This is a genomic window from Paenibacillus sp. J22P15 (assembly GCF_056269345.1).
Genome location: NZ_JBWDNT010000036.1, coordinates 1 through 24,249, shown reverse-complemented (window position 1 = coordinate 24,249; position 24,249 = coordinate 1). Strand labels below are relative to the sequence as shown.

Genomic DNA, 24,249 nt, shown 5'->3' with positions numbered 1-24,249 from the left:
CCTTGGTTTTTATGTACAATAATTTTACTACTCAATCCTGCCCGTTAGCTTAATATAATGAGCAGTTCACTGTTGCGCCTGCTCATCCATGTCTGTTATTGAACTATCGTTACCCGTTAGTTGAACCAAGGCAGCCGATTTCTGGCCGGCTGCCCTCATGTCGTTGTTCAACTATCTGTATCCGTCAATTCTTATGACTACATTTCTATAATCGTATTGAGTAGGGCGAGTTATTGAGCATTCTTTATGATGATCGTCTTACTGGTCACGTCCCAGTCGACCTTAGCACCGAGAGACTCGCTGATGAAGCGAACGGGAACGAGGGCGGAATTGTTTACAATAGCCGGAGGAACATCGATTGCAAGCTTCTGCCCGTTCACCCAAGCCGTCTTTTCTCCAACGGTCAACCGGATAGACAGCTCGCCTTTCTCTGCCGTAATGGTCGAAGAGGCGGCGTTCCACTGGACTTTTGCATCCATCGCTTCGAATATGGCTCTTAAAGGCACCAAAATTCGTCCTTCTTGATTAATAGGAGATTGGTCCATTCGCAAATAGTTCCCGTTCACTTCGACGAAGTAAGGATCCTTCTCGATCGTTTCATTCGGATAGCTTGCGATTGCTACAGGGATTTTGCCGTTCCATTTCGATCCGTCTCCTAAGTATGGAGCTCCCCACGACCATAGCGTTCCGTCCGCACGAATGGCCATCGAACGGAAGCCGACGCCGTGAGCCGCGATCTTCGTCATCTTCTTCAAGCCGATAACCTGGGCAAGCTTATCGCTCGACTGGAAAGAGCCGTTTCCCAACTGCCCTCCCGCATTCGTTCCGCTCGCCCAGACCGTACCGTCCTTCTTAAGAAGCAGGGGTCCGCCTGCCGATGCCTGAATGGCGACGACGCCGGTTGCTCCTTCCAACTTGCGGGCTTTAGAGTCGTCGTCCATGGATACTCCATTCGACATACCTTCTCCGCTAGATCCCCAATACCATACAGCCCCATCTGTATCGAGACCGTAAGTATATTGAGAACCGACGGCGATTTGCACTATATCTTCGATATCAGAAATTTGAGTCAGCTGTTCTAGGTATTGCCATACGGTGCCGTCCTTCTTAAGTGCGACGAAACTACCGTAGCCTGACGAGATCGAAATCACGTCGCTCAGCCCGATTAATTGCATGGGAACGTCGGCATTTCGAATTGTACCGTCGGAATCCTGGTAGTAAAATCCACCCCATCCCCATACGGTGCCATCCTCCTTCACTGCGAAACTTCGCGTCCAATCAGATTCAATGGCAACGACGTCAGTAAGGCCAGACACTTGGGCCGGCAGTGCTCGGCTCGTCTCGGTACCATCGCCGAGCTCGCCGTCATGGTTGCCGCCCCAAGCCCATACCGTACCATCCTCGCGAAGGGCTAGCGAATGGGTTTGGCCTCCGGTAACCGCGATGACACTGGTCAAACCCGGGACCTGCTCTGGAACGAGTGCGGACAAGTTGGTCTCGCCGCTTCCGGTTCCTCGGTAAGTCGTGATCTCCCCCCACTGCCAGACTGTTCCATCCTTTTTGATTCCCAAACTGTGGCTGACTCCTACCGCGATGGAGCTCCAGCCCTTGACGGGCATTGATTCAGCTTGCGCACCGGATAGCGGGATGGTCGAACCTACGGACAGAACACAGACTAGCGCAATGCTAGTTAATATCGACTTAATCTTCATGTATATTGTCTCCTTCTCTCTCAGTCATATCTACCAAATTATACAAGTCTAATCCTTTTTTGAATACTCAAAATCAACCATTTTGTGCGAACCTTAGATAATTAATCCTATCACTTTCTGGAATTATACTGCCCATTTGATAAGAAAACGGCCGCTGGTCAAAGTCCCCAGCGGCCGTACTTAACGCTATTGTGCCCCGTTAGCGTAACCAAACTTCGTTATTTAGCGGAGTCAAAACAAAACAGCTGCCGAAGCTGCCGCTCTTTGTTGTTTATTTGTTATGGAGTAAATCAGTAATTAAGATACCATTTATTTTTAATCCTGAAATGTCACATGCATTTATTTCAACATTTGATAAATCACAATTATCAAACTGTCCATTTGACAGGTTACAATTATGAAAACTTACTGGTTTATATTGTCCCTCGGGATTGTAGTTTCCGTCTCCTTCTTGAGGAAGAACCACATTATGAAATTCTGTTCCAAAAAGATGGACATGGTCAATAACAGCGTGGCTAAAGTTAGCATGCTGAATACCTAAACCCGACAAGTTTGCGTTCGAGATTTTAATTCCACCCATATTAACATCATTCAAAGACATATCACTCATGTTTACATTATTAATTTTTGTCTTTGCCAAGCTGACATTATCGATATCAAGCTCCTCAGCTCTGACCTCCTGCCACTTCGATCCGGATATATCCGTCATTTCCAAATCCAACGTTTCCGCCTTCAAGCCCATCTTGTTATCCCCCCTTATTAAAATGAATTGCTCTCTTTACTTCAACGTGCACCCTAATATTTCCTGCATTATCCATTAAACTAACCTGCCCGTTAGCGTAACGAAGGGCCGCCCGCTGGCAGCCCTCATGGTATTGAACTATCGTTCCCCGTTAGTTTAACGATTCATTCGAAATAGAATCAATTTAATACTGCATTCTTTGTTGTGATGATTCTATAATCCATTCGTTTAAACCAACACTACTTACAAATATGTCATTACCTATTCTGATAATGGGAAACATCTTCTCCATAGATGAGCCACTTGTATCAAAACTAATAATAGCTCTTACTTGAGATTCAGATATATTTAGGTAATCAGCTGTTTCTTGGATTGTCATTAGGGGGGGATTTGAGTATACCTTTTCAATTGTTTCGCTTGATGATGATTGATTTCCGCTGATGATAAGGCAACCTGTGATGAATGCAATTCCTAAAAATACAGAACAGATAATATTACTCCAATTAGAATTCTTCAATGAAATTTCCCTCCAAATAAAAATAAACTTATCGTGACACGCGAACAGACATACTTGATTTTAACATAAATGGAACTATCCTGTCCGTTAGCTTAACAAAGAAAAGGAGCAGCTACCGTAGTAACTACTCCTTGTTTGTTTAACTATCGTTCCCCGTTAGCTTAATGAGGCCACCGTTCTTCTCGGTAGCCTCATCTTAGTTATACAATATGAACTAACGTTCCTCTTTAATGAGCTTGGCGTTTAAACACATGATTAAAGCTTGTTTCGTAGTTTTGCAATTCCTTTTGAAAGCTCTTCACGATTCTTGCCGCTCTTAATCCATTCTGGAAGCCTGCTTGCCAAACTTTGATTTTTATTAGGGATTCTTTCACGTAAAGAAGAAGTGATGTAACTATCCATTAAATCTAAGTGCTCTTTGTTATAAGCCCACAGTAATTTTCCACAAAGCTCTACGCGATTGAGCGAGACCTCAAAGAGGTCACTCCTGAAGAACGCCATACTGTCCGCTAGGAGCGCAGCCGCCCTGTATTGGATGCTTATTTGGCATGGCTGAAGCAGCAACGAGGCCGCACATTGGCAAAAAGTGCGACGGGCAAGGCCATTGCCTACAGCCTGAACTAGTGGGACAAGCTGACGAGGTTCATAGAGGATGGTAGGCTGGAAATCGACAACAACCGAAGTGAGCGCGCGATTAAGCCGTTCGTCATCGGACGCAAGAATTGGCTCTTCGCCAACACGTCTCGTGGAGCAAAGGCGAGTGCAACCATCTATAGCGTGATGGAAACGGCCAAAGAAAACGGATTGAATCCGTTTCAGTATTTGCAGTATCTCTTCGAGCAATTGCCTCAGTTGACAGATCCAAGCGATCCTGAAGCACTGGACAAGCTGCTTCCGTGGTCGTCGACGCTACCGCTCGCTTGCCGAGTATTTAAACAACAATAGCTACAGTATACGACAGCCCTCATCATGACCGCATGGTGGGGCTGTTTGACGCTTACTTTGCAATCAATGTTTCGCGAACGTTTACGCAACAAAATGGACGTAGGGGCCGCCGACTGGAGTGCCTTGTTGGGCGCGCCGAAGTTCTGGGAAAGAGGCGCTGATGCAACGAGAAGCCAGACGCATCCAGCGCACTCCAAAACAGCTACAGCCCTCGAACGCTACGTCGCTGATCGACGATATCAGAGTTCGGGGATAGTGAAGTCGTAGGGATTATCCGACGGTATTGGGTTCATCTCCGGATCTGTAGAAATACAAGTCAAAGTGAGGATAAAGAAATCAGAAATACTTGCACCCAGTTCCACAATTAACCCCTTACCTGCAACGAAATTCGTTAAACGATGAACATTACAGGGTAAATAGTGATCTTGACCGGATTCTAACCACTCTATTTGAATTTTCCATTCCTCTCCTTGGACAGCAAGTGTATCTCCAAAGGACACTTGAAAACGACCATCGGAATTCTCAGATCCGGAGATGATTAAGTGTGGAAGGACATGGGAATAGACATAACCAAGAACGATGTTCCACGGTCCGAAGAATGTTTCTGCCATTTGTTCAGTATCCCTCCTCACACTACGTTGACGATTGCCTTGCGACTATCCTGCCGATCGACACCATTCGTTGTCTTGATCGCAAAAAAGCTGACCGTATACATTCCGCTTTCGGTGACTTCTAACACATGCTTGCCCGCCAAGGGAAGCTGATTGGTTACAATGGTTCCACCGCTCGGTTGCTCGAGCAGAATCCGGATTTGCGTGTCTAGCGGATTGTTCGTGCAATCCCAAATGATTGCTACATTTTCGCCTTTTTGGGCCGTTGTCCGGTCGATGCTGAACGTCTCAATAATGGGGGCAACAACCTCGAGACCGGTACGCCGGGTAAAGTCACTACTGAAGCCATCCAACCGGCCGTTTTTGGTGACTTGACCCAGCGCCTGCCGCCAGAATCCCAGGTTCCCGCCCGGATTGAGCACGCTGTCACCATAAATGCGTTCAACCTCGGCCATCGTCCAGTCGTTGCGCTGGCCCCAATGCAGCAGGCCATTGATGTTCGGATTCCGCGCCAACGTAACCGCATAGTTGATCAAGTCCTGGCTGCCGCTTACGTCCCTGAGACAGGCGACCTCAACGGCACAGGTAGTGTCAAATTTCTGCATCCCGATCAGGGCGCGTGACCGGCCCATGAACCGAAGCGAGGCGTAACCGACAAAGGCCTTGCCCTGGAACTCTTGCATGACTTCGTAGGCGATCAGGGCATCGACGAATGCGATCAAGCGGTCGTCCACGGCATCGAAGAAGACCTCGACCGAATCTGCGTTCACCTCGCAGCTGATGTTGAGATAGTCCTTGCGATCCATCATGGCATAGCTGATTGCTTCGAAGTCGAGATCGTCCTGCTCGGACTCGAACGCCTTGTAGGCGATCAGTTGCCAGGTGAAGAGACCGGCGGCGCGCCGGAGCGGATCGGGGTTATCCGGGGCGAGAAGCTCGTTCTTGATGTTCTCCATGTGCTCGCCGAGGCGGGTATCGTCATCGAAGTGCTCCAGGAGCTCGCGAAGAATGAGCAGGATCAGCAGCAACACGGGGATCAGCGCCAGCAGACCTATGCCTCCTGCAACCGCGATCGCGCCAATTCCGGCGCCAACGACGGCGCCGTTGCTGTTGACGAAGTCCTCGATCTCCTTAAAGACCGCTTCGATCACGCCCTTGAGGAAACTAGCGTCGGCACAGGCGCGAGTCAGCAACGAAGGCTCCCCGGCCTTGTGGGGATTATCAGGATCGGGCGTGTACCCGTGGTTGGCGCCGGCCTTCGCGAAGAGCGGTCCCTGAATGCGCTCGTTGAACGCTTCGAGGATGTCCCCCACCCGCTCCTTCCTGCCCTGGGGGTCTGCGGGGAGCACGAGTTCCCAGCGCTTGGTGACGCCCGCGAGGTTTCGCTGGAAGTTCAGGTGTGGGGTAAGGCAAATCGCGATTTGGAGGAATCGTTGTTCCCCCACCACGTCGGTAGACGGCTTGAAGACCGATTGCGGTAGGATCGCGACATCTTTGTAGAGGGGACTGTTACGGTCCTTGATCTGGTGCTTGAGGTCCTGCCAGATATGCAGGCGTCGTCGCTCGTACATGGAATACTGGGGTACCGCCTTGAGCACGACCGAATAGATCACCCCGAACCGGCCAGCGGAGACGAGCACCGCGTTGAATATATTGTTGTCGCGAATAACCTCGAAATTCCCGATGCCGCCGAGTTCGGTGGTTCCGAACTCGATGCTCATCATGAAATCGTCGGTGAGTTGGGGACGATCATTGCTGACCGCTTCGATCCAGTAGTGTTTTCCGCCATCGGTTACGAGATGCATCGCCAGCACCGCGTCGGCGATGGGAGGTCGGTCGAAATCTCCTCCATGAGTACCGGTGTTGAGGGCGCCGACGACGGTCTGCCCGCCGGCGCCGCCGAGCGTGGCAAACGCCCACGGCCCGCCATAGCTGGAATTGTCGAAATGTTCGTTGATGAACCCTGCCAGCGTGGACGTATCGCCGACATCGACGAGCTGGTCCAGCTCGGCGTAGAGCTGGTAGATGCGCTTGCCCGCTTCGACATGGACCAGGTACGACTTCTGCTCTGTCTCGACCATGTGCTGGACGTAGTCGATGTTTAGGCACCTGGGTATGACATTGGTGAGCGTCTTTCCCATTGCGCGATGAATGTTTCGCGGGTCGTGGGTTTCGATGAAAGTGTGGTCGCTGATGGCTGCTCGCGAGAGGGCCCAGTGACTTCCGGCCGCCTTGAAACCCTGGCCGGGAGGACGGTTCCGGCAGAGATCGATCAATTCTTCGAGCGATTCGGGGAAGACGATCTTCGGTGCGTGGGGAATGTGGTTGAATCGCGGATCGTCGTGCTTCCGGGTCCAGGGACTGTTGCGCAACTCTTTCATGGGCTTGGATTCCTCCTACCAATTTGTGACGACACAATCGCCTGCGTGTATCTTTACCTGCACCACCTTTATTTATACCCGCGCTAGCGCCCAGGTGGTTTGCCCAAAAACCCGCTATCAACGGAGGAAATGGCGCTTCTTGAACTCGATCGCTTTGAAGAAACCTGGGGAAGTAAGTCGATAAATTAAAAACCCACGAAAATCGCGGGTCATTATCCTAGTTTAGGTAATTTACTATTGTTTTTGTATCCTGAATCGTATGCGCTCTTGATAACGTCAGCCAATTCGGGCGTATATTTCCGGATTGTCAGTCTTCCTCGCTCTAGGGCCGCTTTAGCGTATTCATCAGAATAATACAGGGCATCATCCGTTACATGCACTAATAGTATTGTCGTTCCAGACCAACTTTACGGCTTTTTACTTTTGTATTCAAGATCTTTTTAGCCCTACACAATTTGGCACCTTCATGGATGTCAATGCCCCAGATCTCCTGACTGCTATTATCTAAAACCTCGTAGCCGACAACTACTCTACGTTCTAAATTTTCGGATAAAGTAAGTATGTAATGTACAATCCGTTTCCGGTTTAAATTTTCCCTTTGTAGTTTTAGTGTATGACTTTATAGTCACGCCTTTAGAGAATTTTCGCACTTTCTCGAGTTTTCACCTCGTTGAAACCGTCTTTTATATAGATAACTATATCAATTTTGACGTAAGCCACAACTTTCGCAATACTTTCATTGGACTAGTAAAAGAAATTTCTCACATAACCATTAGTTAATGGAATATGATTTATTGTTTGTTAACCTATATGAGCGTTTAAAAGAAAAGTTCTAGGTTTAGTTCTAACTTGTCAAATGCCGGTGGCAAATAATTTTCCTTACTATGCTAATCTGCCCGTTAGCTTAATAAAGAAAGGGAGCAGCCATGGCTCCAAACATAAAAGCAGGAAGATAGCGTGTAGTAAACCATTGGAATTATTACACTAAAAAAAGGAGAAAAAACAAAGTGGGCTAGGGAATTTTAATTCCTTAGCCCACTGTGTCAACAGTCCCTTTGAGGGGCCCCTTTCTTTGAATTAGGTTGATCTTTTATTCCTAGAAAAGGTTACGAATTATCTTCGGCTGTTCGCTTACTTCCCCGGATTGATCCGCAGTATGGATGTGTTCTGATTGAATTCCATGAGAATATTGCCTTCTGTAAGGCCCAACTGTTTTGCAGTTTGCGGGGTAACCTGGATGAACGGATCAATGAATATGTCTTGCCCGCGTAAGATTCGGAGGCTTTTGCTGTCTAAGCCGTGCTTTATCAGAATCCGATCACTGATGATCCCGAGAGCAACTTGACCGATGGCGGATATATAGATCTGGCCGTCCCGGATTGTAATGATTTTAGGATTTGGCGCGTCTCTATCCTCAACGACTTGTGTGCCGACCCCCAAAAAAAGTCTCACTCTTGTAACGGGTTTTCTAATCAATCGCATTACTCTGGTCTTCGTATCGAACAATACACTATATCGCCGAAGGTCCCTCAGCATTAGCCTCAGTGCAACATCGCGTCCGACGCTAAGTGTTTGCTCAATACATTCCCCACCCATTGTTGACTCCAGATTGACATTGACAGCCGTATTTCTTCTCTTCAATGTTATGGGTCCGGATGTAATAGAAGCTAATGATGGGAGCGGAGAGCCGCCGCAATCGGTTAACAGTGTCACGGTATTGTTGCCATTACGGAGTACATTTACGTCCAATATTCCCTTCAGGATCAGTGCGATCACATCCTTCTCATATGGCTAGACTAATATATGAGGAGAATATGTTTATGGGTCTAGGCATCGATCTCATTTTTCATCGTAGACCATCCCCAACCCATGTGCGGCAAAGCCTCTTTTCCGAACCCAATGCGCGTTTTCCCCAAAAACTTGCCGTTACTTGTGGTACGGTTCACCGCGATTGATCTTCAACTAATCTGCCAGTTAGGTTAATGAAATGAGCAGGCATCCGCTGCGCCTGCTCATCCATGTGTTATTCATCGTTACCCGTTAGTTCAAAAAGCTTATCCAATTATCGCCATATAATCATCTTTGTCATTTTTTTCTATAAGAGTAACGTTACCTTGTTTAACTTTAAATTTCCAATGGCTATAAACAATTATATCGTTAACTTTAGAATTCCAATCTTTTATTAGTGTAACCACGTAAGTATTTTTATCAATTTCAGTAACCTTTGTCGTTAATTCCATATTTGCAGTTCTTCCCATCATTCCTCCTATTGGAACCTTGATTTTCTTAGTTCCGACACCTTTGGGAAAATCCACATTTAAGTGAGGGTCGTTTAACTCAGAAATCTTCGTTGAAGTAAGTTGAATTGCATTTAATTCCCCGGATGTTGTATTACCGCAAGCGATTAATACAATAAGACTTATTAAAGCAGCGGCAGAATATATCGACTTCATTCTTTCACCCTTCCAACACAACTTTTGAAAATGTATATGTAGAAAAAGTCCGGAATACTACTTGCCCAAATTATTAAATATAACTGCCCGTTAGCAGAACGAGGCTGCCGTTTCTTACCGGCAGCCTCGTTCTGGTGATTGTTAAGCTATAGTTCTCCGTTAGTGGAATGGGCTGTTTTCCCGTTCGGCGAGAAACGACAGCCAATTAGATCGGCTGCCGTCTCTATGTGTTTATTAAGCTATAGTAACTCGTTATTCGGTGAAATTGCCCTCCAATAAATGTTGCAAGGGGGCTCCTGCTTGAATATGGGCCTGCCAGGTAACAACAGGGAAATCATCTTAGAACTCAAATAGAGAGACCGAATTTCCAAAGCGGGATTTAGGACGACTTGCCCAGCAGTGGGTTGCCCACTTTATACATGCGAAGCGTTCTACGATAGGTGCGTTTCATCCGGCCCATCTGCCCAGCGAAATAGCTCTCAGGCTTTTGAAGTGCCTCATGAATCGGCACAACCCGACAGCTTCGTTGCTTGTCATCCTCCGAGATACATACCCAAGTCGGAATGTATTCAATTCCTGCAATCCGGACGTAGCCATCGGATGTTTTCCGAATTCGGATACGAACAATAATACCAGATAAAGCGGCATCCTTGCCGTGTAGCCGCGTGGAAATAAAGTTACCCAGTGAGTAGATCGCGAACCGTTTTCTCGTCCGTCCGTCTATATCTTTCACAGTACGGTACACCGCTGGCTGAAGAACATGCGGATGCGCGCCAAGAACCACATCAGCTCCCTGACGAAACAAGAATCGGACCAGCTCCTTTTGGTGGGCAGATGGACTTCGGTGATATTCAAATCCGGTATGCATGCAGACTATAATGAAATCCGATATCCTCCGCAACCGTTTCAAATCCTGTTTCATGCTCATGCGAACAATCTTCTTAACGCCGGCAGGCTGCCCCTTAGGAACGGTATTGCCGTTCGTGTCCCTCGTATACGAGAGTATGCCGATACGAATCCCTCCGGCAACATGAACACAGAGCTTTCGAGACTCATTCCTGTTCCGGTACGTTCCGACATGGGCAATCCCTTTCTTATCAAGTACTTCGAGCGTCCGTTTGAGCCCGCGAACGCCATAATCCATGCAATGGTTATTTGCCGTAGCGAGCACATTGAAACCAATGGTCTTCAAAGCCGAGGCGAAGTTATCCGGACATTTGAAAACCGGATTTCCATTCCTCGGATTCCGAATCGTCTTCGTGTATCCGTCTTCCGATCCACCGGCAAAGGTTGTCTCGAGATTGCCTATCGTCAGATGCGCATCCTTCAGATATTGGGAAACTGGTTCAAACACCTGCTCGAAAGCATAAGGCCCGTTGTCACCTAGTTTATCGCTGGTACGCATTGATCGAATAAGCATCGGCTTCATCAAGAGATCTCCAACCGCGGCAATGATAATATCATCAGACATGCAATCTCCCTTTCTATAGTCTAATTTTTTCTAGACATTATATGTGATTCCACTCGACTTCGACATCTATTAGGAAACTAGTCAATTATCCGGGTAACCAAGCCTCGTAACGCCTCCATTTATTTTGAATAGTCGGTTTAAACGGTTATTTCAAGCATTTAGTTGCAGCTAGCTACAACTGCGCAGTTGCTTCTTTATCCCGTCCCTCGTTTTTAAGGGTTTATCTCACATATACTCACTCATTCGCAAGATTTCGTCACCTTGGATCAAGTCCATCTCAGGAAGCAACGCAGTTGCTGCCTGTTGAGGTGGTGGGCTGGGCATGCGGAAATAGAGGAATACTAGAAAATATTCCCCAGGATGTCTCTACTGCACGCATACTCCACATGATCCCTGGAGGTTCACCCTCCCACAACTCAACGGGTCAATGCCCTTACATTCCTTCGTTATACCTGTCCAAGGTGTGGAGACCGATAGCGTTTAGCGGATGGGTCTGAGCCCTTATGGGACACGAACTCGGTCCTCCGTGCTTTCTTTGTGAAATCCCGAGATGAGTCAATATACGTGATACTTCTTAACTTAAGCTGCTACTGTCCAAGTCAGAACGCTTTTCTCTGGCATGAACGTTTCTCCGCGTTGAACAATACCAACTAGAATTCGTGACAGCTTTCCTATTAACTTAAATATGGATTGCTGCTTTTTCATCTTCTTTTCTTGCAAATTGTGCTCATGCAAATGGCGGAAAACAGGATTATTCCAAACGAGCTAAACGGTTGCAAGATAGAGATATTTTCGCAAACCAGAGTCTCCTCGCTTCGAAAGAACAATGCGTCCTTTACGCTTTCCAGATGTACTTTCGGCCAAATTCAGGCCGACCCCTTCCGCAATACCTGACGTCCATGCGCATACTGCCTTAAATCTCCTGTGCCAGCTAAATGATTCGATTCTGCAGGCGTACACTGTTCGACGCCCAGAATTCGCGATCACTCATCATCGTCCGTAATCGTTGAAACACAACCGATTGACGCGTGTACTCGTAGTAGAAGCCCCGACTGACAGAGTCTGCGATGACAAGAGCATCTTTGGGATCATTTTTTGATGGACTGTTATCCCGGTTTTCTTTGTTTCTCTTGGTCGTAGCAGGGTTAACCATAACCACGTGTAATCCCTTATCTGCTAACCAGTTGGCCAGGTTAAACCAGTAATGTCCGGTTGGCTCCATGCCGATGATGAGCTTCTTTAATCGGTGTTTCTGCAGTAACTCCGTCATCCAGCGGTTCAATTTTTCAAAGCCTTCCATGCTATTTGAGAATGAGAGATGTCGTTTGGAAACCACGATCCCTCGGAAATTCGTAGCTTGCGCGACATGCGTTTCTTTAGCCATGTCGATGCCTACGACGAGATGCGAGGTGGTAATTCGTTCAATCCGTTGATCCGGTTCGATCAGCCAACAAGCTAATCAGCCTAAGGAAATTCTGAAGTTGCGTCGGTTCCTATTAAGCTACACTGTTCGACACCCAGAATTCGCGATCACTCATTATGGTCCGTAAGCGTTGAAACACAAGCGATTGACTCGTGTACTCATAGTAGAAGCCCCGACTTACTGAATCTGCGATGATAAGTGCATCTTTGGGGTCGTTCTTTGATAGACTATTATCTCGATTTTCTTTATTGCGCTTCGTCGTAGCAGGGTTAACCATAACCACGTGTAATTCCTTATCTGCTAACCAGTTGGCCAGGTTAAACCAGTAATGTCCGGTTGGCTCCATGCCGATGATGAGCTTCTTTAGTCGGTGTTTCTGCTGTAACTCCGTCATCCAGCGACTCAATTTTTCAAAGCCTTCAATGCTATTTGAAAATGAGAGATGTCGTTTGGAAACCACGATCCCTCGGATATTCGTAGCTTGTGCGACATGCGTTTCTTTGGCCATGTCGATCCCTACGACAAGATGCGAGGTGGTAATTCGTTCAATCCGTTGATTTTGTACGTCTGATTGCTTAAAGTTCATAGTAATAGCGCCTCCTTGATGGTGTATTGGACAAACCCATCATACCGAGGCGCTCTTTTTTTTGACAAAGGCTATTTCTTAGCCTCAACAGGAATGTTTAGTTGAATGCTTATTTCGAATTTGGAATTGAATATCTTTATTTAAAACATTAACAAACTTTACTAACAATGCGATTTTGTTTTCAGCATTGATACGCTCCTAATAAAAGTCTGCTATTTCATTAATTGAATTGAATAGTGGCAATTCGAAAGGATCACCTTCAAATGGCTTTAGTACACCATTCTGCTCCGATTTGTACGTGTGAATGCAATGACCAATGCCCCTCTTAAATCTGCTGTATTGATAACTATTACGTAAGCAAACTGAAGGGTCGTTGTCATGTGTTTTTAGAATCGACAAACTATACTGTTTACGCTCTGTATTAATCACGGCTGAAATTCTCGGAGTAAAGTGCGGAGCATCAGGTTCAAACTCTCGAAGCATTAAAGATTGTTCAAAAGTCCGGTTATGCTGCAACCCATCATAAATAGTATCAGTTTGATCACCATTTGAGACAATATGCACGTCATCCCAATGCCGGATAGGATAATAAATAATGAGTGAAGGATCTTCCATCTGGGCGGGATCAAATGCTTTGTTCTTTACACTCCATCCATCCAGTTCCAAATACGCGGTTGCGGCTGTTTGCACTTCTCCCCATAATCCAATACACCTGTACATAATGCGACCCGGAAGGAGTCATACCTACGATGAGCGTTCTTCCCGGATATGGATTTTTAAACAAATCGTGTTGAATTGTTTTCATTTGCACTTGCTCCTCTCGAGTAAACATAAAGAGGTAAGGGGAATTTCCCCTTACCTCTGCCCAGGCGTACGGCTCCAACTTATATGCTCCCTCATGGATCTCCATGCTTCGCCAGTCACATATAAGTTCTAAATTACCTCTCATAATAACAATTACTGCCTATAAAATCAATTATTACAAGGATTAACTGGCACCAACCGCTACCACGTTAAACTGCCCGTTAGCTCAACGAGGCTGCCGTTTTGTTTCGGCAGCCTCGTTTTAATGTTTATGGAGCTAACGTTTCCCGTTAGTACAACAAGAAAAGAATTTTATCTGGCTATGCAACTGTATTACTGATAATCGTTAGAAAACCGTTCATTAACGCGTTATCAATTAACTGATTAATGGATTGACTTGCGGTATCACTAAACAAGTACCATTGTTTTTCCGCATCGTCATACATCAAAACCTTTGGGGAGCTTGACAAAGGTTCAGGTGGAAAAGATTCCATTAATGAGTAAATATCAAAGCGTTTTATGCTGTTCCCTATTTGATCTAAAAAATCATATTGCGCATTTTTATAATATGCCCCAGCTTGGACGAGATGAATCTGCCACGAGTAATCAGCTGGAGCTTCGACCTTGCTGCCTTTGTTTTCTACAAAAATATTATAAATTTCTTTGTAATAAGCATTCACATTAATTTGCTGTACTACGCCACCCATAGTCATGTGGTATTCCTGCTGCAATGCTTTCACTTTTATACCGTCTATGATTAATGGCTCGGTATCAACGGTTACGATGGAGTTTTTATAATTGACTGTGCAGCCAAATGCTTCTGAAATAAAGCGAAGTGGAACGATTGTGCGATTATTTTTTATATATGGTTTTACATCAAGCAGTACCGTTTTACCGTTTATGATTGCTGTACTGCTGTTTGGTTTTAATGTTACTTGCATATTGCTTTTAGTGAGAGTAATTTCAGAATTCGACCAATGGACCTTAGCCCCCAAATTTTCACTGATAACACGTAAAGGAACCATTGTACGATTATTCTTAATTTCGGCTTTCACATCGGATGCAATAGCAAAACCATCAACTTTTATTTGAATGTCTGTGTCTGCTGCATAAGTAGTTGACGATGTAATGATTAGAATCAATGCAAAGAGTACTCCCGATAAAACCTTTTTCATTCTAATAGCTCCTTTTATCAAAATTAAATGTGGAAGCTATTTGCCCCAACATTTTTTTGTTCTAGCACTCCTTTCCAAGAGGGTTGTTAATCGGCGGAAGGATCTCCATGTCTGATACTCCTGGAATTCATCATACCCGTAAGTATAGACGCACATCGTTAATAAAAAGTTCCTTTTTTATACAGTTAAATATTAAGCTATACTGCGCGTTAGCTCAATAAAATGAGCAGGCCACCGCAGCGCCTGCTCATCATGTGTGTTTTTCAACTATCGTTTCCCGTTAGCTTAATCACGAAACATTTATTCGATTTTTATTTATCAAAAGGAAGACCGCGAAACCGATAATGTTAAAAAACAAGAAAATCAACGTCCATAAGACACTTGCCTTCCTTGTCGTATGGAACGCAAAGATAATTGCCCAAATTGTGAATAAAGCCCAATAAAGAGCGATTCCCAAAACCAGAATTAAAATGGATATTACATAGTAACCGAATGCTGACGTGTAAACAAACCATTTCCCCATGCCGTTACCGCCGCGATTGTATCCTGCCCATAGCCATTTTGGCGAATCGACTTCTTCAGAGTAGGAATAAACAGGCTTAGCATTATCCAAGTAATTAAATAATTCCTCCCCCTCTAAAGGATTTCCATCCAAACCCTCGGTATAATAAATTTCTACATTGTGAACTCTCTTATTGCTTTGTATGATGGATTCAACTTCTTTTTTTACTTCTTCTGTAATTGATTCGTGGTCTTTTAGACTGTCAATTATCTTTTCGTTAAATCGGTGAGGAAAATCATGACTTATCAAATAATCTCGCTGGTAGAGAAATTGAAACGAAAATATAGAGACGATAAGTACCGTAAAAGCTGCAAGCAACACCCCTTTTGCAAATATCTTTTGTTTGTGATAAAGCTGAGAAATCTCGGAACGCAATTCCTGTTCTCCACCAAAACGTTCCATTGCGAGTTGAACTGCTTCCTGTTCCGATTTCCCTTCTTTCTTCAATTCGTGAACTGCTTCTAGAAGGTGGCTTCTCATTTCACCTTTTAATTCTTTTATTTCTTTTTTGTTTCCGCTAGCGTTTTGATAAACAGAATCGACAAATACTTCGATTTGCTTCATTTCCTATCTCCTCCCTCCAAAAATGAATCAATTATTCCTTTGATGAACCGCCATTCCAAGCGTTTTTCTGTGAATGTCTCTTCACCCAAGGGCGTGATTCTATAATATTTCCTTCTTCCGCCTGGTCCTTGCTCGTCACTCCAGTAAGAAGTAATCCACTGATTCTTTTCCAGTCGCTTCAGTGACAAGTAAAGCGTGCCTTCTTTCAATTCGAATTGTCCTCTGCTATTTTCTCGTACTGATTTGGCAAGTTCGTAACCGTACATTTCTTTGTTGTACAACAGGGAGAGTATTATTGTGTCTATATGACCTTTTAATACCTCTTTATTAACTTCCAAAATCTCACCTCCATATCCCACAGCAATTGTAATCATTTGTAATCTATTTATAATACATACTACTCTATAATGCAAGGTATTGATTAACGACAAAAAGAGCAGTTTCTGCCCAATGGCGTTGAAACTAACTGCCCGTTAGCTTAACAAACCGATAGCAATACTCTTGGAAAATGAAGGTGATTAGCTGGTATCCAGCGAAATATTAATCTTAATTGATGATATGACATTACGGGGGTAAACAAATGAGTGAATTTACTTCAGGCAGTCTTGTATTGAATAAACATAGGAAAGCTATCGAAGACTTCAATCCCATTTTTATAAAACCGCTTAATGACAAATGGAGCGTGTTTTTTACGGAAGGTACAGAAGTTAGTGACACCTATCCTGAGGATATTATAAAAATGACTGCTGGCGTACCTGTATTATACTTTTATAATTTCGAAGACCACGGCTGGGGTTTCACCATCCTTCATCAAAGCAGAGTTGTATCTGCATTCGATTATTCGTATGAGGAAGATGAAATTGAATTACAGAATTATGTACAAGAACGGTTTCCTGAAGAAGAAGCTATTGAATTACTCTATGTGAACCCTGATTCAGACGCTTTTAGGGTTAAAATACTTGAGGAATTCTATATGGAACATAGTAAGGAAGAAAAAGTAAAGAAACTTATTATGAGTCTTGACGTGGATGCTTTTGCGTTATTCAACATCGATTCGGGTGGACTTGATAGACTGCGAGATATGTTCCGTATTGAGTCGTTGGTCAGTCTTCAAGATCGTTTTACCTTGATTGACGACTTCAAAGCGACCATAGATATCAAGGAAATGTGCTGGATCCGTGCAGATCGGATAGAGAATCTGATGAATTAACAACTGCCAACTGCCTCTCGATTGAATCATTAAGCTGCATTAGCCGCTAGCCCAAACCTGAAATTAAGTTCGGGCTAGCGGCTATTTTGTTGAACTAACGTTCCCCGTTAGTTTAACAAAGGCTACGGCATTTACCGCCCCACTAATCCAACTACCCTAATAACCATGTTTTATTTACGAGCGTCTTTTCCTACAACCTGGTTTGATACAGCATCGATGTAAATCCCTATTGCCCCAATTAAATCGTCTTGATTTGTCTTAAAGGTAACCTTATAAATGTTATTTGATGTCTTTATAGAGTCCTTCTTAATTGGCACTTGTTCAAAACTCGATTTATCTATGGGGGCTTCCTTCCAGTCGCCGATAACAGTTTCTTTCGCGTTGTCACTTACTTGTTCCCAAGCAATTTTTCTTAATACACTATCATCACTAGGTATTCGATCTTCAAAGGGAATAGAGGAACTGATCGGTATCGAAACTGGTTCCTCTGTCTCAACTGATTTCGATACCTGTATATTATTTTCCTTATCCTTTTGAAAATTACCACAGCCTGATAGGAATAAAATCAACAGTGCAGTACCAATAAAAACTGGTCTCATTAAGTTCATATGTAAACCTCCTTTGCATTTACAGACGATCAATGAGAAGTTATGTTGCACTATCCTCCCGTTAGCTTAACAAATAAAGGGAGCAGTTGCCGCAGCAAACTCCTCCTTGTTTGTTCAACTATAGTACCCGTTGGTTCAATGAATTTATCAATATTGGGCATAATTTGTTACTCGGTCTCTGTGATTTTTTGTATTTCCCCCGAACGTCTATCAATGTAGAGCCATGTAATTTCCTTAACAGCATCTACTGGAGATAAGTATACAACCCAAAAATCCCTTTCCCTGCTTATCCCTTCAACGTTCCATTTAAACGATTGACTAGCGATATATCTTTCAAGATTTGCCTTGATTCCACTTTTGATACTGTGAAGAAATCATAAAGTAATACGGTCGTGATGATAATGGCTGTCACAAGCAAAATACTGCCACTAATTTTCTTCATAACTTTACCTCACGAATTTACTTTGGTTAGTTAGTCAGTCTATACGTCTATATGGACATTTAGTTGCGGCTGGCTACTGCCACGCTCTACTGCCCGTTAGTGTAATGAAAAATGGAGCAACTGCCGACTGAACTGCACCCCGTCAAGTAGACAGAACAATAAATAAAAGTCAATTAAGCGGCCTTAGTCCTGTATTCCATCGGACTGAGGCCGTTTAGTTTTGCTTGTAACCGTTCGTTATTGTAAAAGTGGATATAGGCCTCAATGTCTCGCGCGAGCTCCTCAAAGGTATGGTACGAGTGTAAAAAATACTTCTCACATTTTAGGGTTCCCCAGAAAGATTCCATTGGGCCGTTATCAATGCACTGCCAATTCGGGACATACTCTGAGACAGTTGGTTTTCGTCCAAGAGCTCTTTGAAGTCGAGTGAGGTGTATTGAAATCCCCTGTCGCTATGAAGCATAGGCTTGCTTCCTGGTGCAGCTTGTAAGGCTAGTTTCAACGTCTGGAATACAAGTGGATTGTTATTGGAATACCCCATTACATAGGAGACGATGGATTTATCATGAAGATCGAGAATAGCGCTTAAATACGCTTTCTGACCATGGCCGTATTTGAATTCCGTCACATCAGTTACCCACTTCTCATTTGGTGCTGTAGCTTGGAACTTGTGATTTAACATGTTCTCGGCCACTTGCTGCGGAGTGGAATACCCATATTTCTTTTTCTTCCTGCGGATGACCGACTGGATTCCCTTTACCTTCATCAGCCGGTATACGCGATTGTGATTAATCGTTTTTTTCGTTTGGCTGCGCATGTGCAGCGTTAATTGATGATATCCAAAGATATGTTCTACTTTCTCATAAATGGTCATCATGACTTGCGTCAACTCTGCGTTCTCCTGTTCACGCGAACTGGGTTTGCGATTTAGCCACTTGTAGTAGCTTGAGCGTGCTATACCTTCAATTTCACACAGAAGCTGAACACTGAACAACGCTTCTTCCCGAAGCGCTTGAATGGCAAGATAAACGTTCTCTTGGCGATATTGGCTTAACTTCGCCTCCTTTGAAATTCCCGTAGCTTTTTTAGAAATGCATATTCCGCTCGAAGCCGCTCCATCTCGTACTCCATCTTCTTCATCTCGAGTTTCTGTTGTTCTCCTCCGTTAATTCTTCTGACGCTTTCTTACGTCCTCGGCCATCCTTTAATGCTTCATGACCGCCAGTTTCGAATTTTTTACCCACTGATACACTTGTTGGTAGGAGACCTGAAAGTGCCCTGCTGTCTGCTGATAATCCTGTTGATGTGCCAGGCAATATTGAACAATATCGATCCGTTCTTGATATGTCGTAGAGCGACCCTTTGTAATAGCTTTTGCTTCCCCTTTATAGGCTTTTAAGCTGCTATGACTATTATACTTCTTAATCCAATTGGATAGCTGCGTTGTACTAGCAATCTTGTATTTATCGATAATCTGGTATTTAGATAATCCACCATCCAGATAATCTTTCCTCTTACTTCACATAATTCCTCGTCTTCTTTAAGTCGCATAGCGACAACGGCAACGATGAGAACGAATCGTTGTTTCGTTACAGGCTGTCCCTTCCGTCCTTCGGCAGGGTAAGGCTATTTCATGTAAAAATCGGAAATAGCTACGGCAGATAGACCCTTTCCCGATGCGGTTAAACACTTGTATGCATCCTGAATAAGCTGTCGCGGGGTAACAGGCACATACCGATCACCCCGTGGGCCGTAATCTTTCGGCACAGTGCGGTATTGCGCTTAGCTTTGGTTACCCAGTCAAAGGAATGCTCTTGCTAGAAAACGAAAAAGTCTCTGCATAAATACCATCGGTCCATCGCTACCCAGAGACGGCAAGTGACCGACTCACGCAGCATGAGCAGCATTTGTCTGACTAGATTAAACTTGGTTAAACCACCCTCATCGTCAGAGACTTTACGATAGACTCTGTAAAACAACGGATAATCAAATCCGTTTCGGACCACCACCTGCAGGCAGAACTATTCACGCTTTTTACATTGAAGCAGAGGTATTCTCGTCCCATTTTCGAGTAAATAGGTTATGGAGTAATGGGTATACTGGAACATTCAATTGTCGGTCATGCTGCAATATGAGGTAGAGATCGAGGAGCATCTCTTGTTCACCATGAAGCATCCGTCTATTCATCATTCGCAGTAACAGTTGATGAACAGGTTCATAAATATCGGAATAGCAATCGCCTACATCTTCCATGATCCCGCTTCGGTGAGTTTGAAAAAATACATCCTCATACCGATAAATAATCATTTGGAGCACTTTGGACCGCTCCTCTTGGTTTAAATGCTCAGGATTAAGCAGGGTTAAGAAAAGAGATGGATCATCAGTTACATTACCACTCATAGCAAACCATGCTTTAACACCTTCAAAAGTAATTTCAAAGTTCATCATAGTAAAGGAATCGCTGAATAATCGATCGATCATTTCTGTTTTCATCTAATATGTCCCCTTTATGTAATTTACGTTTGAGATATAGAATTCGTTTTCGTTACCGGCTTGAATAGTAACACTGATTGCATCGGGTACATCTTTGATATTTATCTCAGGTGGTAGAGTTTTAAATGCTATATAATGGCTTAACACACGATCGTAATTAACCAAATTAATTATGGGTTTTTCTGACATCGGCTCAGGAAGCTTCGTATAAGTGTAATAGGTTTGACCATTAGGAAGGATTCCTAGATTTGCAAAAAGTGCTGGATGCCCATAGAGCTGGCGAATACCGAATGTGATTGTAATTGAATTGCCCGTCCCGCTTCCACTCCCTGATCCTCCCATAAAGTGTACATCATTAAATAATTGGCCTGTGGCTGGATCGATGCCTTGATTAAGATCTACTGACGTTAAATTTTGTCTCCGAATGATAGATTTCAGTTTATTAGCGTACTGACTATCTGTGGCATAGCCCGCTCGCTGCAATTCATTCGCAAATTCATAGGGATTGATCTTAGATAGAGCATTCTTATAGATACTATTCTTGAGTAAGAAACTAGAGTGGTCTTCAAATGATTCTGCAATGCTATTGTAACTGCGAAACTTCGCTTCAATTGGTATGAGGTTACCACCAACCTCCTCATGTGTGATTGTTGTACAATAGGGTCCCTTATAGGTCTTATTCGCCTTTATACCGAACATGTTGTTACAAATGGCTGCTTGTCCATAAGCTGATTCTAATGCAGCCTGTGCCAACGTAATACTTGCTGGTATCCCGCTTCTACGTTCTTCAGCTTGTGCGGCACTCGCATATTGAATAAAAAAAGGATGAGTCAGATTCCCGATATTATCAGGAACAGTAATAGCTTCGTCTGGTAGCTGTGGGGGTGAAGGACCTTCATCAGTACCTGACGCCGTTCCTAGATCAACAATCCCGCCCTTAACGAGTTTACCCAAATGAATGGTACCTTTTTCGTTGAATACGGGTGCTGCAGTTTCTAAATAAACGTTACTGATATATAGCATTTGCTTTGAATTGTAGGTAGGTTTGTCTGAGGCTAGTGTGTCTGTGCTTTTCCAATTAATTTTTTTCAATACTCGCCGTGCCTCTTGACTTGCAAAATCTGTAATTTTTGACATCATCATGATATACGGTTTGGGATCAATCGCGCCCTCCCCCTCTGCTCCCATTTCAAAATGCAAATGAGCTCCGGTCGATCTGCCTGTATTTCCGGATAATCCAATTATTTCACCTTTTTTAACAAGTTGACCAGGCGTTACAAAAGCATCACTCAAATGAAGATATTTGCTTGTCATAGCCATCTCTGCGTCTGTACTCTGAACAACGATATAGGTACCCATAGACTGAATAGAAGCAGAATCTGAACTATTCATATAATTAACCGTTTGTATTACCCCATCAAATGAACTGGCAACAGGGGTACCTATAGGAGCGGGAATATCTATACCAGAATGATAAGACATTTCACCTGTAACAGGATGAATTCTAGGTCCAAAATCGCTCGAAATGGATTCTTCTAGGTCCGTAATATAGATTTGAGGTGGCAATATCTTTTCAGTAAAAATATTCTCGCTATCTATCGATTCAGCGGTAGTTACCATGACTGCAATAATATAAAAAATTAAAAAGACTAGAAGGATAACGCCTATGGCAATCCATACAATTGGATTGCCAAGGAGCGTTGCAGCTGAACTTAAGGCCTTTTTCTTAACCTCATCTTTGAGCTTTTCTTTCAATTTGTTCTTGATTAGTTCTTTTACTTGTTCTAAGTGACCTGCATTTTGCGACAGCGACATTTCACCTCCCTACTCTTTTTAATTGTGTCGATCTCTCTGATGTGGTTTCTGTCGTGCTGATGTAGCTTTGTTCTTTACGTTTTTAATCACGTTATCTGTAGATTCAGTAACGTTGGCGACTCTACGTGACCGTTGCATCGTCTTCAAATGGTTAAGCTCATCTTGCAGTCCGCCTGAAACTTCACTTGTGATTTTTTCTTTCATATCCAAAATGACTTTCTGTTGGGCGTGAGTATCAATGTTAACGGACACGTCATCAAGATTAGTGGATTTATTTAATTGCTCTTTTGCTGCTCCCATTTTCTCTTTGAGATCAGAATTATTAATTTTGACGCTCTTAATTACGGCTTTAGTGTCAACAGATTGCCTTATATTGATCGTCGCATGTTGATCTATCGTGTGATTAGAAGAGCTATCTTGAGCTTTCACGATGAGCTCTGGTGCGTTTACCCCTGTACCTTTTGTGTCAGTGCGGTTATCAATGTTCTGTCGCACATTTATTGCTGCAGTTTGGTTAACCGTGTGATTAGAAGAGCTATCCTTAGCTTTCACGATCAGTTCAGGTGCTTTAACACCGTTAACTGTTGTATCAGTACGGGTATCAATGTTCTGTCGCACATTTACTGCTGCAGTTTGGTTAACTGTGTGATTAGAAGAGCTATCCTTAGCTTTCACGATCAGTTCAGGTGCTTTAACACCGTTAACTGTTGTATCAGTACGGGTATCAATGTTTTGTCTGACATGTACAGAAGTATTTTGGTCAACCGAGTGATTAGAAGAGCTATCCTTAGCTTTCACTATCAACTCAGGTGATTTAACATCAACCCCGTTAATATCAGTACGGGTATCAATGTTCTGTCTGACATGAACGGCTGCGTTTTGATCAACCGAGTGATTAGAAGAGCTATCCTTAGCTTTCACGATCAGTTCTGGAGCCTTACCACCAGTACTTTTTGTATCAGTACGGGTATCAATGTTCTGTTTGACATGTACTGAAGCGTTTTGGTCTACGGTGTGATTAGAAGAGCTAGCTTTAGCTTTTACGATCAGTTCAGGTGCTTTAACACCAGTACCTGTTGTATCAGTACGGGTATCGATTTTCTGTTTCACATGAACAGAAGCGTTTTGGTCTACCGCGTGATTAGAAGAGCTATCCTTAGCTTTCACGATCAGTTCAGGTGCTTTAACACCATTACCTGTTGTATCAGTACGGGTATCAATGTTCTGTTTGACATGTACAGAAGCGTTTTGATCAACCAAGTGATTAGAAGAACTATCCTTAGCTTTCACGATCAGTTCAGGTGCTTTAACACCGTTACCTGTTGTATCAGTACGGGTATCAATGTTCTGTCTGACATGAACGGCTGCATTTTGGTCTACCGTGTGATTAGAAGAGCTACCTTTCGTATTCACGATCAGCTCCGATGCCTTAACATCAGCACCCTTCGTATCTGTCTGAGTATCAATGTTCTGTCTGGCATGAACAGCTGCATGTTGGTCAATCGTGTGAGTAACGGAACTATCTTTCGATTTAAAGATGAACTCCGGCACTTTAACATCGGCCCCGTTAATATCTGTGCGAGTATACTTGTTCTGTCTGATATGAACAGCTGCATTTTGGTCTACCGTGTGATTAGAAGTGCTACCTTTCGTATTCACGATCAACTCAGGTGATTTAACATCAGCCCCGTTAATATCTGTACGGGTATCAATGTTCTGTCTGACATGAACGGCT

At 43.9% G+C, this 24,249-nt stretch carries 22 protein-coding genes, 3 pseudogenes and 1 riboswitch; of the genes and pseudogenes, 2 read left to right on the top strand and 23 right to left on the bottom strand.

Annotated elements, in window-relative coordinates:
- Positions 1-230: 230 nt before the first annotated feature.
- The 3 genes from AC0YN6_RS30070 to AC0YN6_RS30060 form a co-directional block, all read right to left on the bottom strand.
- A complete protein-coding gene (locus AC0YN6_RS30070; protein WP_475751873.1) occupies positions 231-1,712 on the bottom strand; it encodes a stalk domain-containing protein in 1,482 nt (493 codons plus the stop codon).
- A 271-nt stretch (positions 1,713-1,983) separates the two neighbouring features.
- Positions 1,984-2,454: a pentapeptide repeat-containing protein gene (locus AC0YN6_RS30065; protein WP_475751872.1), complete on the bottom strand. Its 471-nt coding sequence runs from the start codon at positions 2,452-2,454 to the stop codon at positions 1,984-1,986.
- Positions 2,455-2,638: 184 nt separating this feature from the next.
- Positions 2,639-2,971: a helix-turn-helix domain-containing protein gene (locus AC0YN6_RS30060; protein ID WP_475751870.1), complete on the bottom strand. Its 333-nt coding sequence runs from the start codon at positions 2,969-2,971 to the stop codon at positions 2,639-2,641.
- Between the two features lie 438 nt (positions 2,972-3,409).
- On the opposite strand from AC0YN6_RS30060, the pseudogene AC0YN6_RS30055 reads away from it, so the two are divergent.
- Positions 3,410-3,916 (top strand): annotated as a pseudogene (locus AC0YN6_RS30055) (IS66 family transposase); the annotation flags it as partial.
- 239 nt (positions 3,917-4,155) lie between these two features.
- Here AC0YN6_RS30055 and AC0YN6_RS30050 read toward each other — a convergent pair.
- The 12 genes and pseudogenes from AC0YN6_RS30050 to AC0YN6_RS29995 all read right to left on the bottom strand — a co-directional run bounded on the left by AC0YN6_RS30050 (position 4,156) and on the right by AC0YN6_RS29995 (position 16,284).
- Positions 4,156-4,527 (bottom strand): hypothetical protein, encoded by a 372-nt coding sequence (locus AC0YN6_RS30050; RefSeq protein ID WP_475751868.1) that lies wholly within the window; start codon positions 4,525-4,527, stop codon positions 4,156-4,158.
- Positions 4,528-4,544: 17 nt separating this feature from the next.
- Positions 4,545-6,908: a hypothetical protein gene (locus tag AC0YN6_RS30045; protein ID WP_475751866.1), complete on the bottom strand. Its 2,364-nt coding sequence runs from the start codon at positions 6,906-6,908 to the stop codon at positions 4,545-4,547.
- A gap of 1,131 nt (positions 6,909-8,039) precedes the next feature.
- Entirely contained in the window at positions 8,040-8,684 is a 645-nt protein-coding gene (locus tag AC0YN6_RS30040) for a hypothetical protein (RefSeq protein WP_475751864.1), read from the bottom strand.
- A 278-nt stretch (positions 8,685-8,962) separates the two neighbouring features.
- Positions 8,963-9,361 carry a hypothetical protein gene (locus AC0YN6_RS30035; protein WP_475751862.1) on the bottom strand — a complete coding sequence of 133 codons (399 nt, stop codon included), beginning with the start codon at positions 9,359-9,361 and terminating at the stop codon, positions 8,963-8,965.
- 379 nt (positions 9,362-9,740) lie between these two features.
- On the bottom strand, positions 9,741-10,832 hold the full coding sequence (locus AC0YN6_RS30030) for a CapA family protein (RefSeq protein ID WP_475751860.1): 1,092 nt from the start codon (positions 10,830-10,832) through the stop codon (positions 9,741-9,743).
- Between the two features lie 579 nt (positions 10,833-11,411).
- Positions 11,412-12,279 (bottom strand): annotated as a pseudogene (locus tag AC0YN6_RS30025) (IS110 family transposase).
- A gap of 55 nt (positions 12,280-12,334) precedes the next feature.
- Positions 12,335-12,841: pseudogene (locus AC0YN6_RS30020) on the bottom strand (IS110 family transposase); the annotation flags it as partial.
- Between the two features lie 198 nt (positions 12,842-13,039).
- Entirely contained in the window at positions 13,040-13,531 is a 492-nt protein-coding gene (locus tag AC0YN6_RS30015) for an IMP cyclohydrolase (RefSeq protein WP_475751858.1), read from the bottom strand.
- Positions 13,467-13,646, bottom strand: coding sequence for an IMP cyclohydrolase (locus AC0YN6_RS30010; RefSeq protein ID WP_475751856.1), 180 nt, complete (start codon positions 13,644-13,646; stop codon positions 13,467-13,469). The genes AC0YN6_RS30015 and AC0YN6_RS30010 overlap by 65 nt, the downstream gene beginning before the upstream one ends.
- Positions 13,647-13,697: 51 nt before the next feature.
- Positions 13,698-13,775: riboswitch (ZMP/ZTP riboswitch) on the bottom strand.
- 190 nt (positions 13,776-13,965) lie between these two features.
- Positions 13,966-14,820, bottom strand: a complete 855-nt coding sequence (locus AC0YN6_RS30005) for a copper amine oxidase N-terminal domain-containing protein (protein ID WP_475751854.1) — start codon at positions 14,818-14,820, stop codon at positions 13,966-13,968.
- A gap of 289 nt (positions 14,821-15,109) precedes the next feature.
- Positions 15,110-15,946: a permease prefix domain 1-containing protein gene (locus tag AC0YN6_RS30000; RefSeq protein WP_475751852.1), complete on the bottom strand. Its 837-nt coding sequence runs from the start codon at positions 15,944-15,946 to the stop codon at positions 15,110-15,112.
- Positions 15,943-16,284, bottom strand: coding sequence for a PadR family transcriptional regulator (locus tag AC0YN6_RS29995; protein ID WP_475751850.1), 342 nt, complete (start codon positions 16,282-16,284; stop codon positions 15,943-15,945). Before AC0YN6_RS29995 ends, AC0YN6_RS30000 begins: the two co-directional genes overlap by 4 nt.
- Positions 16,285-16,526: 242 nt before the next feature.
- On the opposite strand from AC0YN6_RS29995, the gene AC0YN6_RS29990 reads away from it, so the two are divergent.
- On the top strand, positions 16,527-17,156 hold the full coding sequence (locus AC0YN6_RS29990; protein WP_475751849.1) for a hypothetical protein: 630 nt from the start codon (positions 16,527-16,529) through the stop codon (positions 17,154-17,156).
- A 170-nt stretch (positions 17,157-17,326) separates the two neighbouring features.
- Here AC0YN6_RS29990 and AC0YN6_RS29985 read toward each other — a convergent pair whose 3' ends face one another.
- The 8 genes from AC0YN6_RS29985 to AC0YN6_RS29950 form a co-directional block, all read right to left on the bottom strand.
- Positions 17,327-17,764 (bottom strand): hypothetical protein, encoded by a 438-nt coding sequence (locus tag AC0YN6_RS29985; RefSeq protein WP_475751847.1) that lies wholly within the window; start codon positions 17,762-17,764, stop codon positions 17,327-17,329.
- 286 nt (positions 17,765-18,050) lie between these two features.
- On the bottom strand, positions 18,051-18,206 hold the full coding sequence (locus tag AC0YN6_RS29980) for a hypothetical protein (protein WP_475751845.1): 156 nt from the start codon (positions 18,204-18,206) through the stop codon (positions 18,051-18,053).
- A gap of 173 nt (positions 18,207-18,379) precedes the next feature.
- Entirely contained in the window at positions 18,380-18,553 is a 174-nt protein-coding gene (locus AC0YN6_RS29975; RefSeq protein ID WP_475751843.1) for an IS3 family transposase, read from the bottom strand.
- Complete coding sequence (locus tag AC0YN6_RS29970; protein WP_475751877.1) at positions 18,529-19,278, bottom strand: IS3 family transposase; 750 nt, start codon at positions 19,276-19,278, stop codon at positions 18,529-18,531. The genes AC0YN6_RS29975 and AC0YN6_RS29970 overlap by 25 nt, the downstream gene beginning before the upstream one ends.
- Positions 19,279-19,410: 132 nt before the next feature.
- Positions 19,411-19,533, bottom strand: a complete 123-nt coding sequence (locus AC0YN6_RS29965) for a helix-turn-helix domain-containing protein (protein WP_475751875.1) — start codon at positions 19,531-19,533, stop codon at positions 19,411-19,413.
- 707 nt (positions 19,534-20,240) lie between these two features.
- On the bottom strand, positions 20,241-20,699 hold the full coding sequence (locus tag AC0YN6_RS29960; protein WP_475751841.1) for a hypothetical protein: 459 nt from the start codon (positions 20,697-20,699) through the stop codon (positions 20,241-20,243).
- Positions 20,700-22,514, bottom strand: coding sequence for a glucosaminidase domain-containing protein (locus tag AC0YN6_RS29955; RefSeq protein ID WP_475751839.1), 1,815 nt, complete (start codon positions 22,512-22,514; stop codon positions 20,700-20,702).
- Between the two features lie 18 nt (positions 22,515-22,532).
- Positions 22,533-24,249 (bottom strand): hypothetical protein (locus tag AC0YN6_RS29950; protein ID WP_475751837.1); only part of this gene is annotated, 1,717 nt, incomplete at its 5' end.

Coding starts and splice junctions, on each gene's coding strand:
- AC0YN6_RS30035 (WP_475751862.1), bottom strand. CDS start 9,361: ATGAAGTCGATATATTCTGCCGCTGCTTTAATAAGTCTTATTGTATTA.
- AC0YN6_RS29980 (WP_475751845.1), bottom strand. CDS start 18,206: ATGAAGAAAATTAGTGGCAGTATTTTGCTTGTGACAGCCATTATCATC.
- AC0YN6_RS30065 (WP_475751872.1), bottom strand. CDS start 2,454: ATGGGCTTGAAGGCGGAAACGTTGGATTTGGAAATGACGGATATATCC.
- AC0YN6_RS30070 (WP_475751873.1), bottom strand. CDS start 1,712: ATGAAGATTAAGTCGATATTAACTAGCATTGCGCTAGTCTGTGTTCTG.
- AC0YN6_RS29985 (WP_475751847.1), bottom strand. CDS start 17,764: ATGAACTTAATGAGACCAGTTTTTATTGGTACTGCACTGTTGATTTTA.
- AC0YN6_RS30005 (WP_475751854.1), bottom strand. CDS start 14,820: ATGAAAAAGGTTTTATCGGGAGTACTCTTTGCATTGATTCTAATCATT.
- AC0YN6_RS29955 (WP_475751839.1), bottom strand. CDS start 22,514: ATGTCGCTGTCGCAAAATGCAGGTCACTTAGAACAAGTAAAAGAACTA.
- AC0YN6_RS30050 (WP_475751868.1), bottom strand. CDS start 4,527: ATGGCAGAAACATTCTTCGGACCGTGGAACATCGTTCTTGGTTATGTC.
- AC0YN6_RS29990 (WP_475751849.1), top strand. CDS start 16,527: ATGAGTGAATTTACTTCAGGCAGTCTTGTATTGAATAAACATAGGAAA.
- AC0YN6_RS29975 (WP_475751843.1), bottom strand. CDS start 18,553: ATGGAATCTTTCTGGGGAACCCTAAAATGTGAGAAGTATTTTTTACAC.
- AC0YN6_RS30000 (WP_475751852.1), bottom strand. CDS start 15,946: ATGAAGCAAATCGAAGTATTTGTCGATTCTGTTTATCAAAACGCTAGC.
- AC0YN6_RS30045 (WP_475751866.1), bottom strand. CDS start 6,908: ATGAAAGAGTTGCGCAACAGTCCCTGGACCCGGAAGCACGACGATCCG.
- AC0YN6_RS29960 (WP_475751841.1), bottom strand. CDS start 20,699: ATGAAAACAGAAATGATCGATCGATTATTCAGCGATTCCTTTACTATG.
- AC0YN6_RS30010 (WP_475751856.1), bottom strand. CDS start 13,646: ATGAAAACAATTCAACACGATTTGTTTAAAAATCCATATCCGGGAAGA.
- AC0YN6_RS30030 (WP_475751860.1), bottom strand. CDS start 10,832: ATGTCTGATGATATTATCATTGCCGCGGTTGGAGATCTCTTGATGAAG.